We start from the raw sequence: 18,678 nt of genomic DNA on the forward strand, positions 1-18,678 counted from the left end.
ACCACCCTCGCTATAAAAAGAACGACAACTGGCGTGCATTTTCAGGCTGCTGAATAACAACCTGGTTATTGTTGATAGATAGCTGCGGAACGGTGGCGTACTGTCTTTGCTGCCCGCTGGCGCTCACGGCGCAGCAAAGCCAGCTTTGGCCCTGCGGGATTTCGCTGGTCAACACAGGAATCGACGCGCATTCCGGGAACATGATGCTACTGTTCGGTGGCGTGACCACGCTATCTGGCTGACGAAATATGGACGGCGACAGATCAACGATAACGCTGGTTCCGTTGCATGCCGCAAGGAGACATCCACGCTCACGTAACCGAGGCTCGGCTTTCATCACCGCAAATCCTCCCTCCACCGTTTGCAGCGTTCGCGCACTGTTAATACGGTGCAGGCGAAGATGCCATTCGCCAAACGGAATCAGCCAGGTCTCAATCATGACGTCATGCCAGGGAGACCAGCGGGACCAGATATAATTCTCATCGACCTGAACCTCGTCGCACTGACGGCGGCCACGATAGTAGCCATCACCATCCGCCAACAGCAGCATAGAGTCACAGGCTGCATGCTTGATGCCGTAACGGCCACGCTCAATGGTGAAACCAAAGCGGCTGGAGTAAGCAAATTTGGTGTATTTGGCTTCGGTATTAACGTAGTTGTTCAGTTCAAGCTGGCCTGAGGTCAGCATCATGACATGCTCAGAATGCTCACTATGCTGCAGGATCTGCGCAGCATGGGGGATAACGCATTTTTCAGCGAGTCGCGGTAGCGCCAGCTCTTCAGCCTGCCAGAATGGATGATCCTCCGGCAGTGCAAGAATCAAAAAGACCTTCAATGCCCAATAAGGCGATCCCGGCGAGTTGTAGTCTTCACACATCGCCAGATTCGGGTAGGCAAACCCCAGCGTCAGAATGCCATCGCGATCGAAAATCGGCTGCTTCTGCCACCAGCGCAAATGACGCAGGATCACTCCTTTGATTATGCCTGGCGAAAAAACATCCAGTTCGGCAAACGCCACCGCGCTCCAGAAGGCAACCATGGCAAAACGGTAGGTCAGGCTGCGACCAAATGGCACCGATGCGCCGTCAGCGGCGGACAGGTAAATAAAATCTTCTGCAAACAAGCGCGAACGTTCACGCAGAACGACAGCGCGTTCGGTATCATCCGGGCTGAGGGTGGCATACAACAGGCCGTAGAAGTGAAAAGCCATTGAGATGTAGTAATCTTTCGGTCGACCGGGACCATCGGAATACCAACCGTCGCCAAGATAGTAGGCTTCCATCAACTCAAAGCGGCGATCGATAGCCGCCTGATCGTAAGGCAGACCCGCACGCTTGAAACCAAGCTGAACGATAATCGCAAAATAGTTCCAGTTGCTGTCCGGCATTTGCGAGTCGGTTATCTGATTCAGCCAGCGGTGCAGATTCTCGCGTTCGCTCAGGGAGAAATGCTCCGTTAATTGCGTCTGTAACAATGCCAGACCCAGGCCATAAGCCGCCATCTCAACCAGACGCTGATCGTAAGGACCGGTATCTCCCCAGTAATGTGGGCTTTGTGGGTCAGTACCGAGTTTTATCGCCTGAATGTACTTTTCGGCAAACGGCACTTTAGCCCCGCCAGCCATCAGCGGAAATAGCCCCCACAACGCCCGGGAAAGCCCTTCCATACTGGCAATATCCGCGCTGTAGTGAGCACAGGTATTGCCAAGAGAAAACTGAGCCTGCCCCGCCGGAAACTGCCGAACCAGCGCACGTAAAATGGCGTTAACCGCACACATTACGTCTTTGCGTGATGACAATGGATTTGATTTTTCTTCAGTTGCTGACCACATACTCTGCCCCTCTGAATTAAGTGGCTAAAGAATAGTGAATCGCAGACCAGCAGAAATGTTACGTCAATCACACCACCAGAATTAAAGTAAAACAGCTATTGAGAAAATTTAAAAATAGGGTTTATAAATTACCATTAGGCGGCAAAAATTTAAATTTATTGCACTATGACTTTATCCTCACCGCAAGAACGTCTGGAGCTGATCGCCCTCAATGATGCGGTTGCGTCGTTCAGTCGTTTATTCGCTAATACCGTGCGTTATCACCACTGGCATCAGTGTCTGGAAGTGCTGTATGTGGAAGAAGGCTTTGGCGTGGTCACGGTTGACCATAAGCAGTTCACCATGCGACCGGGACGCATGTTCTTTTTCCCACCGTTTACTCTACACAAGATCTGGGTCGATGAGCAGGCACGGGATAGTTATCGGCGTACCATCATTCATCTCGATCAACATGCGGTGCTGAAGGTGCTTCGCGACTTGCCACACACTCAGCAGCATCTGCAAAATCTGAGCATTCGCGGCAGTGAAGCATGGGTCGTCGACGCGGCGGATGTTCATCCGCATGTTGATTTTCTCTTCAGCCGTTATGAAAAAATGGTCACTCAGAAACCGCTAAATACAGAACAGGTTGCTTGTTTGTTAGTCAACTTACTCGGCCTGTTACCCGACGATAATGGCAATATGCCGGAAATTAGCAGCGGTATTGCCAGTCAGGTGATGTTCTGGCTGGATGAGCATTACACTCACAAATTTAGTCTGGCAGCGCTGGCGCAGGAGCTGAATAAATCAAAAAGCTATGTTTCCCGACGCTTCCAGATGGAAACGGGCGAGAGCATTCTTGACTATCTCAATACGCTGCGACTGCGAAAAGCCTGTGAAGCGCTGTTACACAGTGAAATCAGCGTGCGGGAAGTTGCTCAAAAGGTGGGATTTTCGGAGGTAACGTACTTTATCAGCGCCTTCGGCAAAGGCATTGGCGAGACGCCGTTGCAGTATCGCAAGCGGCATAAACAATAACGCCGGAAAGCACATTGCTTTTCCGGCATTCAACGGTCAATTAACCTTCAAGATCCGCCAGGTCGCCCTTCTCCTGCAACCAGTTACGACGATCTTCAGAACGCTTCTTGGTCAGCAGCATATCCATCATGGCGTTGGTACGCTGATCGTCTTCATCATCGATGATGAGCTGTACCAGGCGACGGGTGTTCGGATCCAGCGTCGTTTCGCGCAGCTGCATCGGGTTCATTTCACCCAGACCTTTAAAGCGCTGGACGTTCGGCTTGCCTTTCTTGCGCTTTAACTGCTCCAGTACGCCCGCTTTCTCTTCTTCCGTTAGCGCGTAATACACCTCTTTACCCAGGTCGATACGGTATAAAGGCGGAAGCGCCACGTAAACGTGTCCGTGTTTCACCAGCGTACGGAAATGCTTCACAAACAATGCGCACAGCAGCGTGGCAATATGCAGGCCATCGGAGTCCGCATCCGCCAGAATACAGATCTTACCGTAGCGCAGCTGGCTCAGATCGTCGCTGTCCGGATCGATGCCGATCGCCACCGAAATATCGTGAACTTCCTGTGAGGCCAGCACTTCATCGGAAGAGACTTCCCAGGTGTTAAGGATCTTACCTTTAAGCGGCATGATCGCCTGATATTCACGATCGCGCGCCTGTTTGGCCGAGCCACCCGCCGAGTCACCTTCGACGAGGAACAATTCAGTGCGATTGAGATCCTGTGCGGTACAGTCCGCCAGTTTCCCCGGCAACGCCGGACCGCTGGTCAGCTTTTTACGTACCACTTTTTTCGCCGCGCGCAGACGACGCTGGGCGCTGGAAATCGCCATCTCAGCCAGCAGCTCGGCTGACTGCACGTTCTGGTTCAGCCACAGGCTAAAGGCATCTTTCACCACGCCAGAAACAAACGCCGCACACTGACGTGAAGACAGACGTTCTTTGGTTTGACCGGCAAACTGTGGATCCTGCATTTTCACAGACAAAACGTACGCGCAGCGATCCCAGATATCTTCCGCCGACAGCTTCACGCCGCGCGGCAGGATATTGCGGTATTCGCAGAACTCGCGCATCGCATCCAGCAGGCCCTGACGCAGGCCGTTGACGTGCGTCCCGCCCTGCATGGTTGGGATCAGGTTCACATAGCTTTCGGTCAGCAGCTCGCCGCCTTCCGGCAGCCAGAGCAGCGCCCAGTCCACGGTTTCTGTTTCACCGCTGAAATTACCGATAAACGGTTTTTCCGGCAGCGTCGGCAGGCCATTCACCGCTTCGCTCAGATAGTCATTCAGACCATCCTGGTAGCACCAGCGCTGTTCGCTGTTGTTGACCTCATCCTTAAAGGTGATCTCAACGCCCGGGCACAGTACCGCTTTGGCTTTCAGTACGTGCGTTAAGCGCGAAACGGAAAAGCGCGGGCTGTCAAAGAAGCTTTCATCCGGCCAGAAGTGCACGCTGGTTCCGGTATTGCGTTTACCGCAGGTACCGACTACCTGTAAATCCTGCACCTTATCACCGTTCTCAAACGCGATGTTGTACACCTGCCCGTCGCGGCGCACGTTCACTTCGACACGCTTCGACAGGGCGTTGACCACGGAGATCCCTACCCCATGCAGGCCACCAGAGAACTGGTAGTTCTTATTGGAGAACTTACCACCCGCGTGCAGACGACAGAGGATCAGCTCTACCGCCGGAACGCCTTCTTCAGGGTGAATGTCTACCGGCATGCCGCGGCCATCATCAATGACTTCCAGAGACTGGTCGGCATGTAAGATCACGTCCACGCGTTTCGCGTGGCCCGCCAGTGCTTCATCCACACTGTTATCAATCACTTCCTGTCCAAGATGGTTCGGACGGGTTGTATCGGTGTACATCCCTGGGCGACGGCGTACCGGCTCAAGCCCAGTGAGTACCTCAATGGCATCAGCGTTATAAGTTTGCGTCATGGTTTAAATAAGCAATTCGAATTGATCGTCAGAAACTGTGCAGTCCAAGGAAATCGACAATCGGGTTGAAATAATCTTCGAAGCCCGTGAATGCGTGGTTTCCGCCCTCAATAACTGTCTGACGGCAGGAGGCGTAATACGCCACCGCCTGGCGGTAGTCCAACACTTCATCGCCCGTTTGTTGAAGCAGCCAGATCAAATCCGGCGCTTCCAGCGGGTCAATCTGCATGACTTTAAGATCGTAAATATGGCGTGACTCTAGCACATATTGCTGCCCCGTGTAGGGGTTCTCGTTTTGACCGAGATAGTCGACCAGTAGTTCATAAGGCCGTACAGCGGGGTTCACCACCACGGCTGGCAGCATAAAACATTGCGACAGCCAGGTGGCGTAATAGCCGCCCAACGAGGAGCCGACAATACCCAACGACTCTCCGCCATGTTCAAGAATGATCGATTCCAGCATCTCTGCAGCCTGGGCCGGATACGGTGGTAACTGCGGCACGATCATCTCTACGTGCGGATGATGCTCCGCCAGCCAGTTTTTCAGTAAGCACGCCTTCGCCGAACGAGGAGAACTGTTAAATCCGTGAAGATAGAGAAGCGTAGACATCAGTAGCCTTCTGAAGCGGTATCAGGGTGGAAACGATTACCCTGCAGACGGCGAACCTGAGTCTGCAACGTCCCGTCAGCAAAAAGCTCCAACGTCCGCCAGCCGGGGCTGATGGTATCTAACGTGAAGTTGGAACAATGCGGCTTAAACTGCACGCAGGTCGACGGCGTCGCCATCAGACGGCGTCCGTTCCAGTCCAGGTCCAGTTCCTGATGAATATGCCCGCACAACAGATATTTCACGCGCGGATAGTTCACCAGTACGTTATCCAGCTCCGCGGCATTACGCAGGCTATGCTGATCGAGCCAGCTGCAGCCCGCGGGCAGAGGATGGTGATGCAGAAGCAGCAAGGTATTGCGCTCAGGCGCATCGGCAAGTTTACGTTCCAACCATTCGAGCTGAAATTCGCTTAATTCACCGTGGGGAACGCCGAACACCTGGCTGTCGAGCAATAATATTTGCCACTGTTCGCCGATGAAAACGCGCTTGGCCGGAGAAATGCCCGCGTCCTGAAGCGCGCTGTACATTGCCGGCTGAAAATCATGATTACCCGGTAACCAAACGCAGGGCGCACGAAAGCTTGCGATGCCCTCAGCAAAATGCTGATAAGCCGCAGCGGATTGATCCTGCGCCAAATCCCCCGTCGCGACGATCAGATCGTACTCAGGCGACTCTGCATGTATGGCATCCAGTACGGATTGATAGCTGTCCCAGGTGTTCACACCCAGCAGCGTTTCATGCTTTTCGGCAAACAGGTGAGTGTCTGTAATTTGTAAGATCCTGACTCTGGCCTCACCAGCCAAAGGAAGGGTTAACAGGCTTTCCAAATGGTGTCCTTAGGTTTCACGACGCTAATAAACCGGAATCGCCATCGCTCCATGTGCTAAACAGTACCGTAACCAGTCGGCCAGAAACTGATTAATTTGATGCTTTTCGTCGCGTTGATGCAACTTTTTATTTGGATAATCATACCGCGCTTTGAAGCGAAAGATCTGCTGACTTGAACACACTTCAGCCACCCTCGCGTCATGATACAGGCGCACGGTTAATGACGGCAGGCTCCAGTAAGTGACAGCCGGTGCCGTTTGTTCGATCGTGACAAGCGTAGTGTATCGGGTCGATTCCACGATCGTTAACCGATATTGTGCGTTTGCTACCTGATAGCTCACTGTTTCACCGGCTGCGTCATTACGCGGCAGCAGGCGGCGCAATTGCGAATAATTGGTTTCGCACAGGCGCATCATTTCAGGGAAGTCAGGTGTGTAACGCTTCATTTTTTCCACTCAGTTTTTAACTCTTGATAGTGCAGCTGTAACCATTGCAAGGCGATGACAGAAGCCGCGTTGTCGATTCTCCCCTCTTCTACCCATTGATAAGCCTGCTCCCGGCTCACCACATGAACACGAATATCTTCGTTTTCATCAGCCAGACCATGAATTCCGCTCGCGGTCGTGGCGTCCACTTCGCCAACTAAAATAGACAGGCGCTCACTGGTACCACCTGGGCTTGCCAGATAGCTCAGAACGGGTTTCGTGCGTTTAACTTCCAGCCCGGCTTCTTCCATCGCTTCACGACGGGCCACATCCTCAACGGTTTCGCCCTCTTCGATCATGCCGGCCACCATTTCCAGTAGCCACGGGCTTTCGCTGGTATCAAACGCCGCAATACGGATCTGCTCGACCAGTACAACTTCGTCCCGCTCAGGGTCAAAGGGTAGCAAGACTGCCGCGTGTCCGCGCTCAAAAATTTCGCGCTTTACTTCACCGCTCATACCGCCGTTAAACAGGCGATGACGGAACCGATAAAGATCCAGTGAAAAAAAACCGCGGTATAGCGTTTCTCGTGCAATAATTTCTACATCATTTTTAGTGAAAGTCATTGGCAAGTTGTCTGGTTTACGCATTGTTCTGTCCTGAAACCAATAGTGATTAAAATGTGAATTTCAAGGTAGTTTGACTGATGTTTGAACGCCCTTGTGTTAAATTGATGCAAATTAACGCCGTATGGCACGTAACGCCAACTTTTTGCAGTGGCAGATTCTGCTAGAATCAGCAAATATTTTTATAATTTGATCAGCGCTAAATACTGCTTCACAACAAGGAATGCAAATGAAGAAATTGCTCCCCATCCTTATCGGCCTGAGCCTGTCGGGGTTCAGTACTTTGAGCCAGGCAGAAAACCTGATGCAGGTTTATCAGCAAGCACGCCTGAGCAACCCGGAATTGCGTAAATCGGCCGCCGATCGCGATGCTGCATTCGAAAAAATTAACGAAGCGCGTAGCCCATTACTGCCGCAACTGGGTTTAGGTGCCGATTACACCTACAGCAATGGCTACCGTGATGCAAACGGCGTCAACTCCAACGCTACCAGCGCGTCATTACAATTGACTCAGACGCTGTTCGACATGTCTAAATGGCGTGCCCTGACGCTGCAAGAAAAATCAGCGGGCATCCAGGACGTGACGTACCAGACCGATCAGCAAACGCTGATCCTGAATACCGCCACCGCTTATTTTAACGTACTGAACGCGATTGACGTGCTGTCGTACACCCAGGCACAGAAAGATGCGGTTTATCGTCAGTTAGATCAGACCACTCAGCGTTTTAACGTTGGCCTGGTCGCCATCACTGACGTACAAAACGCCCGCTCACAATACGATACCGTATTAGCGAATGAAGTGACTGCACGTAACAATCTGGATAACGCGGTAGAACAGCTGCGTCAGGTGACCGGTAACTACTACCCGGAACTGGCTTCGCTGAACGTTGATGGCTTTAAAACCAACAAACCGCAGGCGGTGAATGCGCTACTGAAAGAAGCGGAAAACCGCAACCTGACCTTATTGCAGGCACGTTTGAGCCAGGATCTGGCGCGCGAACAGATTCGTCAGGCGCAGGACGGTCATTTACCAACGCTGGATTTAACCGCCTCTACCGGCGTGTCTGACACCTCTTATAGTGGATCTAAAACCCGTGGTGCAGCCGGCTCCCAGTATGACGACAGCAACATGGGTCAGAACAAAATCGGCCTGAGCTTCTCGCTGCCACTGTACCAGGGCGGAATGGTTAACTCGCAGGTGAAACAAGCGCAGTACAACTTTGTTGGCGCGAGTGAACAACTGGAAAGCGCGCACCGTAGCGTGGTGCAGACCGTTCGTTCTTCATTCAACAACATTAATGCCTCCATTAGTAGCATTAACGCGTACAAACAAGCGGTTGTCTCTGCCCAAAGCTCATTGGATGCGATGGAAGCCGGTTATTCCGTAGGTACACGTACCATTGTAGATGTGTTGGATGCCACCACCACGCTGTACAACGCCAAACAACAATTGGCTAATGCGCGTTATACCTATCTTATCAACCAGCTAAACGTCAAATCTGCGCTCGGTACGCTGAACGAGCAGGATCTGGTGGCGCTGAACAATACGCTGGGTAAACCGGTATCCACAACGCCGGATACCGTGGCACCGCAAAATCCTCAACAAGATGCCGCCGTGAATGACTATAACGGCACTGGCAATCTGCCTGCGGCTCAGCCGACGGCTGCACGTTCAACCAGCAGCAACGGTAACAACCCGTTCCGTAATTGATGCTGAAGACGGGGCTTCGGCCCCGTCTGAACGTAAGGCAACGTAAAGATCCGCCTCTTCCTGCGCATTCTCGCCTCTTCCCGCTTCAATTTCGACCAGTCATCCTCTATCCTGAGCATTATTTACTGTGTTTACCACTGGGTCCTGGAAGACAAAAATGAAACGGACAAAATCGATACATCACGCCTCGTTCCGCAAAAGCTGGAGCGCGCGCCACCTGACTCCTGTCGCCCTGGCAGTTACCGCAGTGTTTATGCTCGCGGGCTGTGAAAAGAGTGACGAAACGGTTTCGCTTTATCAAAATGCGGACGACTGCTCTGCGGCTAATCCGGGTAAAAGCGCTGAATGTACCACCGCGTTTAACAACGCGCTGAAAGAAGCCGAACGCACCGCGCCAAAATACGCCACTCGCGAAGACTGTATTGCTGAATTCGGCGAAGGCCAGTGCCAGCAGGCACCTGCGCAAGCAGGCATGGCGCCGACCGGTGAAGGCCAGGCTCAGGCGCAGAACCAAAGCAGCGGCAGCTTCTGGATGCCGCTGATGGCCGGCTACATGATGGGCCGACTGATGGGCGGCGGAATGGGCGCTCAGCAACCGCTGTTCAGCTCGAAAAACCCAGCCAGCCCTGCATACGGCAAATATACTGACGCCAGCGGCAAAAACTACGGTGCAGCAACGCCGGGTCGCACCATGACCGTACCCAAAACTGCCATGGCGCCGAAACCAGCCACCACCTCTACCGTAACCCGCGGCGGATTTGGTGAATCAGTCGCTAAACAAAGCACCATGCAGCGTAGCGCAAGCGGTACTACCACACGTTCAATGGGTGGCTGATCGTCATGGAAAGAGTCAGTATTGTCGAGCGCCCGGACTGGCGCGATAAGGCCACCGAATACGGTTTCAACTTTCACACCATGTACGGCGAGCCGTACTGGTGTGAAGACGCATACTATAAGCTGACGCTTGCTCAGGTCGAAAAGCTGGAAGAGGTCACCGCTGAGCTGCATCAGATGTGCCTCAAGGTGGTTGAAAAGGTCATTGCCAGCGACGAGCTGATGACCAAATTTCGCATTCCGAAGCATACCTGGGGCTTTGTCCGTCAGTCCTGGCTGACACAGCAACCGTCGCTCTATTCCCGCCTCGATCTGGCGTGGGATGGAACCGGTGAACCTAAGCTTTTAGAAAACAACGCCGATACGCCCACCTCGCTGTACGAAGCTGCATTTTTCCAATGGATTTGGCTGGAAGATCAGCTCAATGCAGGCAATTTGCCGGAAGGCAGCGATCAGTTCAATAGTCTGCAGGAAAAGCTGATCGAGCGCTTCACCGCACTGCGTGAGCAATATGGTTTTCAGTTGCTACATCTGACCTGTTGTCGCGATACCGTTGAAGATCGCGGAACGATCCAGTATCTGCAGGATTGCGCTGCCGAAGCAGAAATCGCCACTGAATTCCTTTATGTTGAAGATATTGGTCTTGGTGAAAAAGGTCAGTTCACGGATTTAGAGGATCAGGTGATTGCCAACCTGTTTAAGCTCTATCCGTGGGAATTTATGCTGCGCGAGATGTTCTCCACTAAGCTGGAAGATGCCGGCGTCCGCTGGCTGGAACCGGCCTGGAAGAGCATTATCTCCAACAAAGCGTTGTTACCGCTGCTGTGGAAAATGTTCCCGAACCATCCGAATCTTCTGCCGGCGTACTTCGCCGAAGACGACTATCCGCAGATGGAGAAATTCGTCGTGAAACCGATCTTCTCGCGTGAAGGCGCTAACGTGTCGATCGTTGAGAACGGTAAAACGATCGAAGCGGTGGAAGGTCCGTACGGTGAAGAGGGAATGATCGTGCAGCAGTTCCATCAGCTACCGAAGTTCGGCGACAGCTACATGCTGATCGGCAGTTGGCTAATCAACGATCAACCTGCAGGTATCGGCATTCGCGAAGACCGCGCGCTGATCACACAGGATCTTTCCCGTTTCTATCCGCATATTTTTGTCGAGTAATTCGCTGTGCCCGGTATCGCTAATGCTTACCGGGCCTACGTTTTTATCCCACCTGCACTGACAACATACTCAGGCTACCCATCTCAATCCCATCAACAGGAATAGTCACTGGCTCTTTGCCATCCCACGCGCCGAGTACATACAGCAGCGGCAGATAGTGGTCCGCCGTTGGATTCGACAGCGATCCACCTTCATGATCGAGATAGTTCACCAGCGGGTGCTGTTCAACCGGTCCCTGCCATGTCAGGTTTGCCTTAACATAATCGTTGAATGAGGTCGCCCACGGATACGGTGTATTCTCGCCGTGCCAGCGTGCTGTGCGCAGGTTATGCACCACGTTACCGCTGGCCACCAGCATAATACCTTCATCGCGCAGCGCTGCCAGCTTACGACCCATTTCGAAATGCCAGGCCGGCGGTTTTGTACTATCAATGCTTAACTGCACCATCGGGATGTCGGCATTCGGGTACATCTTGATCAGCACGCCCCATGAACCGTGGTCAAAACCCCACGCCTCTTTGTCTAACGCGACGGGCACAGGAGCAAGTAAATCAACCAGGTGCTGCGCAAGTTCTGGCGAGCCCGGTGCCGGGTAATGTGTGTCATACAGCGCCTGCGGAAAACCACCGAAATCGTGGATCGTTTTAGGTGCTTCCATCGCGGTTACACCAGTGCCGCGCGTAAACCAGTGCGCTGAGACTACCACGATGGCTTTCGGACGTGGCAACGTTTCCCCCAGTTGCTGCCAGGCACGGGTATAAACGTTATCTTCCAGAACATTCATCGGGCTGCCGTGGCCCAAAAACAATGCTGGCATACGAGTTGAAGACATGATGATATCCTTACTGAGGGAGTCATTTTGATACCATCACAATACGCTTATTCGGTTGATGAAGAACTCAGATAACCATGATGAAGATCATCAGTTATTTTGACGATCTGGCCCGAAAGGTAGATTGATAAGGAGTTTGATTTGTCGATGTCAGTACCTTTACTTCTGACTTTACTGGCAGGTGCCGCTACGTTTATTGGCGCATTTCTCGGTGTGTTAGGGCAAAAGCCCTCCAACCGCGTTCTCGCCTTTTCTTTAGGCTTCGCCGCCGGGATAATGTTACTGATCTCCCTGATGGAGATGCTACCCGCCGCTCTGGCTGCTGAAGGCATGTCCCCAGTTTTGGGCTACGGGATGTTTATCTTTGGCTTGCTGGGCTATTTTGGCCTGGATCGTCTATTGCCACACGCCCACCCTCAGGATCTGGTACAGAAAACAAAGCAACCTCTACCCAGCTCCATTAAACGTACCGCTATTTTACTTACGCTCGGCATTAGCCTGCACAATTTCCCGGAAGGGATTGCGACTTTTGTTACCGCCAGCAGCAACCTCGAACTGGGGTTTGGCATTGCGCTTGCTGTCGCATTACATAATATACCTGAAGGTTTAGCCGTTGCCGGGCCCGTTTATGCCGCCACGGGTTCAAAACGTACCGCGATATTCTGGGCAGGGATCTCGGGAATGGCGGAAATACTGGGCGGCGTGCTGGCGTGGTTAATTCTTGGTAGTCTGATTTCACCGGTGGTAATGGCGGCAATAATGGCGGCGGTCGCCGGAATCATGGTGGCGCTGTCAGTCGATGAATTGATGCCACTGGCAAAAGAGATCGACCCAAATAATAATCCCAGCTATGGGGTCCTGTGCGGAATGTCGGTGATGGGATTAAGTCTCGTCATCCTCCAGTCCATGGGAATCGGATAATCCAGAGGGCGGATGCCACCCTGCTATTTTACAGCATCCGCTCATCCATAGCAGAACGTGAAGGACTATTCCTGTTCCTTAATCACGCTGTTATCTTCTCCAGAACGACGGAAGAGTTTGTTTCGTGCCTCAAGCAATGCGTCTCTGTCCTGTCGGAATGCCCGACAATAACGCTTCATATGGCAATAATAACCCAATGCAACGAGTGCAATTAATACGATCCAATACCAGGCAATAAACATTCTTTTACCCTTAACATTTAACATCATTAAACATTTAACGTTAAAATTTTACATAAGCTTATTCTGACATACCCCTATAGTGGCATATTTCAGAAACAAATATATGATTTCGATCATATAAACCAGCAGCTATGCCAATAGCGAAAACAGTTATAAAAAATAAAACTCTGTCGACGAGATCACACTAAGCAATAATAAACATTGTCCTTAAAATACCTCACTCATACTATCCAGAAAACAATAAAAATTAGATCTTGTAAAATAATACACTTCATCAATATTTATATACCCATAATAAAAGTGACATCAGTAGTACCTTTTTCATTTTTAGCCATACCTTAAAAACATAATATATTCATTGAGATTATTTTTATAGGTAATATAAGGAGATATATCCATGTTTAGGCAATATCGAAAAACACTTCTCGCAGGCACTCTGGCACTGACGTTTGGATTAACAGTTGGAAATTCCTTTGCCGCGGGTTTTCAATCCGCCAACCCGCAAGGAATCTGGGCGCAATAGTCGTTGATCTTTATGGAAACGCCCCACTTACCGCACTGGTTGAATTAGACAGTCACGTTATTTCAGATGTTAAAGTCACCGTTCATGGCAAAGGCGAGAAAGGAGTTCCTGTTACTTATACTGTTGGCAAAGAATCATTAGCAACCTATGACGGCGTGCCTATTTTTGGTCTTTATCAAAAGTTTGCTAATAAGGTCACCGTTGAATATAAAGAAAATGGCAAAGCCATGAAGGATGATTATGTGGTGCAAACGTCCGCCATCGTTAATCACTACATGGATAATCGTTCTGTTTCCGATTTACAGCAAACGAAAGTTATTAAGGTAGCGCCTGGTTTTGAAGATCGTCTCTATCTGGTGAATACCCATATCTTCACGGCACAAGGGGCGGAATTCCACTGGCATGGCGAAAAAGATAAAAATGCCGGCATTCTGGATGCGGGTCCTGCGGGCGGGCATTACCCTTTGACATTGCCCCCTTCACCTTTATCGTCGATACGGAAGGTGAATATCGTTGGTGGCTGGATCAAGATACCTTTTACAATGGCCATGACATGGATATCAATAAGCGCGGTTACTTGATGGGTATCCGGGAAACGCCGCGCGGCACCTTCACAGCCGTTCAGGGTCAGCATTGGTACGAATTCGATATGATGGGGCAGATTCTGGCCGATCATAAGCTACCGCGCGGCTTCCTCGACGCGTCGCATGAATCGCTCGAAACAATCAACGACACCATGTTGCTTCGCGCGGGCAAACGCGATTATCGCAAAGAAGATGGCATCCATGTGCAAACTATCCGCGATCAGATAATTGAAGTAGACAAGTCAGGTCGTGTGGTTGACGTATGGGATCTGACAAAAATACTCGATCCGATGCGTGATGCGCTTCTGGGCGCACTGGACGCAAGCGCGGTAGCGTCAACGTTGACCTCGCTCATGCCGGTCAACAGGCGAAACTGGAGCCAGATACTCCTTACGGTGACGCCCTCGGAGTGGGTGCGGGTCGTAACTGGCGCACGTTAACTCCATTGCCTATGATGCCAAAGATGACTCCATTATTATCTCTTCCCGCCATCAGGGCGTCGTCAAAATCGGTCGTGATAAACAGGTGAAATGGATCCTCGCTCCGTCGAAAGGCAGAAATAAGGCGCTGGCAAGCAAGCTGTTAAAACCGATTGATAGTAAAGGCAATGCGCTAAAATGTGACGAAAACGGCAAGTGTGAAAACACCGATTTCGATTTTACTTATACACAGCACACCGCATGGCTCTCGAGCAAAGGAACATTAACCATCTTTGACAACGGCGATGGTCGTGGGCTCGAACAACCGGCATTGCCGACGATGAAATACTCTCGTTTCGTCGAATATAAAGTTGACGAGAAAAAAGGTACCGTTCAGCAAATCTGGGAATACGGCAAAGAGCGCAGTTACGATTTCTATAGTCCCATCACCTCGGTTATCGAATATCAGAAAGACCGTGACACTATGGTACGCAAACGTGATTTATCGATCTATACCAACAGTCTGAAGGCTGGTATCTGCTTCCACCGTGGCATTTTATGAACATGGCACAGGCTTGCTTACTGGCCTTTGGCCTATGTTTGCTGCTGTTGGTGATAATGAGCTGTGCCTGGGCTTTAAAAATGACCAGAATCAAATAATTAGAATGCTAATACTAAAGCAGAGGTCTGCATCCAGACTTCTGCTTTTCTCACATTAGCTATACAATTCAATTGGTATTACCCCTTTCGAATTAAAAACATTCCAAATTTATCTTCTCTTAACATCAATGATAATTTTTCCATATTGATATATTCTGATTTTAAGAAAAATAGTGCATTCAGCTCACAGTTTTAAAGAAATATCTTTCTGCTTCTGGTACAAGAAAACATAATAAAACCTCACACATTCCGATTTTTAGCACTAAAGCAAATATAATATTAAATTTATATATATTTAAATTTAATTAGTGGCGGGGCAAATTCTGAATTCAGTGCAAGCACGAACATCCAGGGAATACCTGATGATATAATTTTAAAAAAGGCGGCGTGCTTTGACTTGTATATCAAGGATATTTTCACCACTAAAGGAATGTATATGAAATCAGTAAATAAGGCGTTATTGGCTCTTACTATTGCCACATTAACCTCCAGCTATGCCTTCGCCGATGTTGACGGCGGTAGCGGCAAAATCACCTTCACCGGTACCGTTATCAACGCGCCATGCGCTATTCAACCTGACGATATTGATAAGCAGGTCGAATTGGGTGAAGTGCCTGCCTCCTACATTAATACTAACGGGCATTCTGATGCGGTAGATTCAAGCCTGCATTTGATCAATTGCAATCTGCCAAACTCGAACAATGGCAGCGACGTACCCGTGAGTAAAGTCGAAGTCACCTTCAACAGCGACAGCGTTACAACGGAAGACACCAGCCTGTTGAGCAATACCTTCGCCAGCGGCGCGCAGAATGTTGGCGTACGTCTGTTGGACAAATCAAGTACAAATATTACTCTGGGAACAGCCAAAAGCATTGATTTAATCTCCACCTCCGCAACCCAAATCCTTCCCTTTATGGCCTATATGCAAAAAATTGGCTCAACGGATGTCACCGTAGGTGCTGTCGCCGCAACGGCAACCTACAGACTCACTTATAAGTAGTCACGCAATGGTGGCCGGATGGCCACCATTTAACACTTGTAACGCTTGGGTATAGGTAAGGATTGCCATGAATACCTGCAAGATTGCGGCCTGCGGATGTGGGTTGCTGTTGTCATTTTCAGCTATGGCCGTCGAATTCAACCTGAACGTGCTGGATAAATCCATGCGTAACAGTGTTGATCTCTCGCTATTAAAAGATGATTCCGCAATAGCGCCAGGGAGCTACTTTGTTACCGTCGCTGTGAATAAAAACCAAATATCATCAGGCCGCCAGTTGACCTGGAAAAAACATGGCGAGAGCGTTGCCGTCTGTATTCCTTCTGACCTCGCCAGGCAACTGGGGTTGAAAGAAAAGATTTTAAATTCACTGCCAGTACACCACGATTGCATAGATTTTGCCGAATACAACGATATTGCCTTCAACTTAGATATGGCAAATCAACGCCTGGATATCAGTGTCCCCCAGGTTTTATTGGCATGGAAGTCAGAAAGCTGGATGCCCCCCTCAAGCTGGGATCATGGTGTGAACGGTCTGCTGTTCGACTACAACCTATTCGCCAGCACCTATCGCCCCGACACAGGTGGAAGCACAGAAAATCTAAACTCCTATGGCACCGCGGGCCTGAACATGGGTGCCTGGCGCTTACGCAGTGATTATCAGGTCAGCCAAAATCGCAGCGACGAAAATATCCAAACGACGCGAAGTATTTCGCGTACCTATCTTTTTCGCCCCCTCCCTACAATAGGAGCGAAACTCACGCTGGGCGAGACAGATTTAAGCTCCAATATCTTTGATGGCTTTTCCTATAATGGCGCATCTCTGGCCAGCGACGACCGTATGCTGCCGTGGGAATTACGTGGTTATGCCCCACAAATCAGCGGCATCGCGCAAACCAATGCCACAGTCACCGTTAGCCATTCCGGTCGCGTAATTTATCAAACCAAAGTTGCCCCTGGTCCCTTTGTTATTACCGATCTCAATCAATCGGTACAGGGAACGCTGGACGTGAAAATCACCGAAGAAGACGGCCGAACCAATACATTTCAGGTTTCTGCAGCCTCCACACCTTTCCTGACCCGCGAAGGGCAAGTTCGCTACAAAATCGCCGCGGGTCGTGCACGCCCGGACATCTCGCATCACGTGATTGATGACTCCTTCGTGAGTAGCGAAGCTTCATGGGGAATGCTGTCGAACACATCTCTCTATGGCGGGATCCTCGCTGCGGGCAACGATTATCGCTCAGCGGCAGTGGGTATTGGACAAAACATGCTTTGGCTGGGCGCGCTCTCATTTGACGTTACGCACTCCCGCAGTACTTTCGAGGACGGTCATGAAGAAAGTGGTCTCAGCTATCGTCTGAACTACAGTAAACGTTTTGATGCAACGAACAGCCAGATCTCACTCGCCGCCTACCGTTTTTCCGAACGTGAATTTCATAGTTATGCCAACTTTGTCGCCCATCAGTACAATGAAGCTGATACTCAGGACGAAAAGCAGACCGTAAGCATCGCCTTCAATCAGCCAATTGATCCTCTGCGGATGAATCTGTACGTCAGCGCACTGCGTCAGCAATGGTGGGATGGCGACAGCTCCACTACCGCATCGGTTACCGCCGGGTTTAATTTCGATATTGGCGACTGGAAAGGTTTATCACTGTCAACATCCTTCAGCACAACGCACTACGAGGAGAGTGATAACGATAAGCAAGTTTACGTTTCGCTCTCCGCTCCCTTCGACTTTGGTCGACGGTTGAATTATGACATGCGTAACAGTAGCAATACGACTAACACGCTCTCATGGAATGATTCATCCGATCCGCATAATACCTGGGGTGTATCCGCAGGAACCGCAACCGACAGGCCACATAACGGCGCGCAGTTCAGAGGCAACTACCAGCATGTCACCCCCGCTGGCGAACTACAGTTCTCCGGAAGCTACGCGGCCAGCGACTATACTTCCGCCAGCGCAAGCTGGAGCGGTTCAATGACCGCAACAGGCAGCGGCATCGCGTTGCATCGTCGTAGCTTTGGCAATGAGCCCAGGGTCATGGTCGGGGCCGATGGCGTGGCCGACATTCCTGTACAGGGAGATAGCAACCGCACCAACAGTTTGGGCTATGCGGTGGTGCCAATGGTTTCCAGCTACCAGCCCTCAACCATCGCGGTCAATATGAACGATCTGCCTGACGGCGTGACCGTTGATGAAACGATCACCCGCCAAACCTGGACCGAAGGTGCCATTGGCTACAAAGGGCTGATATCCCGCGCTGGCAAAAATATTACCGTCGGCATCAGAATGGAAAATGGCGACTTCCCGCCGCTCGGCGCGATCGTGCGGCAGATTGAAAGCAATACCGAAGTGGGAATGGTCAGCGAAGATGGCCATGCGTGGCTTGGTGGTGTCGACAGTAGGCAGCAATTTACCGTGCAGTGGGGTGACAAACAGACCTGCACCATCGCATTACCGGACTCGCTGGATATCTCCATGCAAGGTCTGATTTTACCTTGTCATTAA

14 protein-coding genes and 2 pseudogenes are annotated in these 18,678 nt (G+C 50.8%); 9 read left to right on the top strand and 7 right to left on the bottom strand.

Annotated elements, in window-relative coordinates; translation table 11 throughout:
* Positions 1-10: 10 nt before the first annotated feature.
* The gene (locus ACU8YC_RS16030) at positions 11-1,831 is read right to left on the bottom strand and encodes a DUF2264 domain-containing protein (protein WP_446895539.1); all 1,821 of its coding nucleotides are present in this window, start codon (positions 1,829-1,831) and stop codon (positions 11-13) included.
* Positions 1,832-1,996: 165 nt separating this feature from the next.
* On the opposite strand from ACU8YC_RS16030, the gene ACU8YC_RS16035 reads away from it, so the two are divergent.
* Entirely contained in the window at positions 1,997-2,848 is an 852-nt protein-coding gene (locus ACU8YC_RS16035) for a helix-turn-helix transcriptional regulator (protein WP_151224355.1), read from the top strand.
* 40 nt (positions 2,849-2,888) lie between these two features.
* Here ACU8YC_RS16035 and parE read toward each other — a convergent pair whose 3' ends face one another.
* The 5 genes from parE to nudF are packed head-to-tail and all read right to left on the bottom strand — an operon-like array spanning position 2,889 to position 7,294.
* Positions 2,889-4,781: a DNA topoisomerase IV subunit B gene (gene parE / locus ACU8YC_RS16040; RefSeq protein WP_446895540.1), complete on the bottom strand. Its 1,893-nt coding sequence runs from the start codon at positions 4,779-4,781 to the stop codon at positions 2,889-2,891.
* 28 nt (positions 4,782-4,809) lie between these two features.
* The gene (yqiA, locus tag ACU8YC_RS16045; RefSeq protein WP_003024575.1) at positions 4,810-5,391 is read right to left on the bottom strand and encodes an esterase YqiA; all 582 of its coding nucleotides are present in this window, start codon (positions 5,389-5,391) and stop codon (positions 4,810-4,812) included.
* Entirely contained in the window at positions 5,391-6,218 is an 828-nt protein-coding gene (gene cpdA / locus ACU8YC_RS16050; RefSeq protein ID WP_187253262.1) for a 3',5'-cyclic-AMP phosphodiesterase, read from the bottom strand. The genes yqiA and cpdA overlap by 1 nt, the downstream gene beginning before the upstream one ends.
* Before the next feature lie 24 nt (positions 6,219-6,242).
* Positions 6,243-6,665 (bottom strand): DUF1249 family protein, encoded by a 423-nt coding sequence (locus ACU8YC_RS16055; protein WP_151217734.1) that lies wholly within the window; start codon positions 6,663-6,665, stop codon positions 6,243-6,245.
* Positions 6,662-7,294: an ADP-ribose diphosphatase gene (nudF, locus tag ACU8YC_RS16060; protein WP_151217735.1), complete on the bottom strand. Its 633-nt coding sequence runs from the start codon at positions 7,292-7,294 to the stop codon at positions 6,662-6,664. Before nudF ends, ACU8YC_RS16055 begins: the two co-directional genes overlap by 4 nt.
* Positions 7,295-7,499: 205 nt before the next feature.
* On the opposite strand from nudF, the gene tolC reads away from it, so the two are divergent.
* The 3 genes from tolC to ACU8YC_RS16075 all read left to right on the top strand — a co-directional run bounded on the left by tolC (position 7,500) and on the right by ACU8YC_RS16075 (position 10,982).
* On the top strand, positions 7,500-8,981 hold the full coding sequence (gene tolC, locus ACU8YC_RS16065) for an outer membrane channel protein TolC (protein ID WP_446895541.1): 1,482 nt from the start codon (positions 7,500-7,502) through the stop codon (positions 8,979-8,981).
* Between the two features lie 157 nt (positions 8,982-9,138).
* A complete protein-coding gene (locus ACU8YC_RS16070) occupies positions 9,139-9,816 on the top strand; it encodes a DUF1190 family protein (protein WP_003024591.1) in 678 nt (225 codons plus the stop codon).
* Positions 9,817-9,821: 5 nt separating this feature from the next.
* Positions 9,822-10,982, top strand: coding sequence for a glutathionylspermidine synthase family protein (locus ACU8YC_RS16075; protein ID WP_446895542.1), 1,161 nt, complete (start codon positions 9,822-9,824; stop codon positions 10,980-10,982).
* A gap of 43 nt (positions 10,983-11,025) precedes the next feature.
* Here ACU8YC_RS16075 and ygiD read toward each other — a convergent pair whose 3' ends face one another.
* The gene (gene ygiD, locus ACU8YC_RS16080) at positions 11,026-11,814 is read right to left on the bottom strand and encodes a 4,5-DOPA-extradiol-dioxygenase (protein WP_210905380.1); all 789 of its coding nucleotides are present in this window, start codon (positions 11,812-11,814) and stop codon (positions 11,026-11,028) included.
* A gap of 147 nt (positions 11,815-11,961) precedes the next feature.
* On the opposite strand from ygiD, the gene zupT reads away from it, so the two are divergent.
* The 5 genes and pseudogenes from zupT (at position 11,962) to ACU8YC_RS16105 (ending at position 18,678) form a co-directional block, all read left to right on the top strand.
* A complete protein-coding gene (zupT, locus tag ACU8YC_RS16085) occupies positions 11,962-12,735 on the top strand; it encodes a zinc transporter ZupT (protein ID WP_151217739.1) in 774 nt (257 codons plus the stop codon).
* 639 nt (positions 12,736-13,374) lie between these two features.
* A pseudogene (locus tag ACU8YC_RS16090) lies at positions 13,375-14,990 on the top strand (aryl-sulfate sulfotransferase); the annotation flags it as partial.
* A gap of 14 nt (positions 14,991-15,004) precedes the next feature.
* Positions 15,005-15,163, top strand: a pseudogene (locus ACU8YC_RS16095) (protein-disulfide oxidoreductase DsbI); the annotation flags it as partial.
* Positions 15,164-15,599: 436 nt separating this feature from the next.
* The gene (locus tag ACU8YC_RS16100) at positions 15,600-16,163 is read left to right on the top strand and encodes a fimbrial protein (RefSeq protein ID WP_151217740.1); all 564 of its coding nucleotides are present in this window, start codon (positions 15,600-15,602) and stop codon (positions 16,161-16,163) included.
* Between the two features lie 67 nt (positions 16,164-16,230).
* Entirely contained in the window at positions 16,231-18,678 is a 2,448-nt protein-coding gene (locus ACU8YC_RS16105; protein ID WP_286538543.1) for a fimbria/pilus outer membrane usher protein, read from the top strand.

The organism is Citrobacter sp. VF227, from assembly GCF_052950715.1.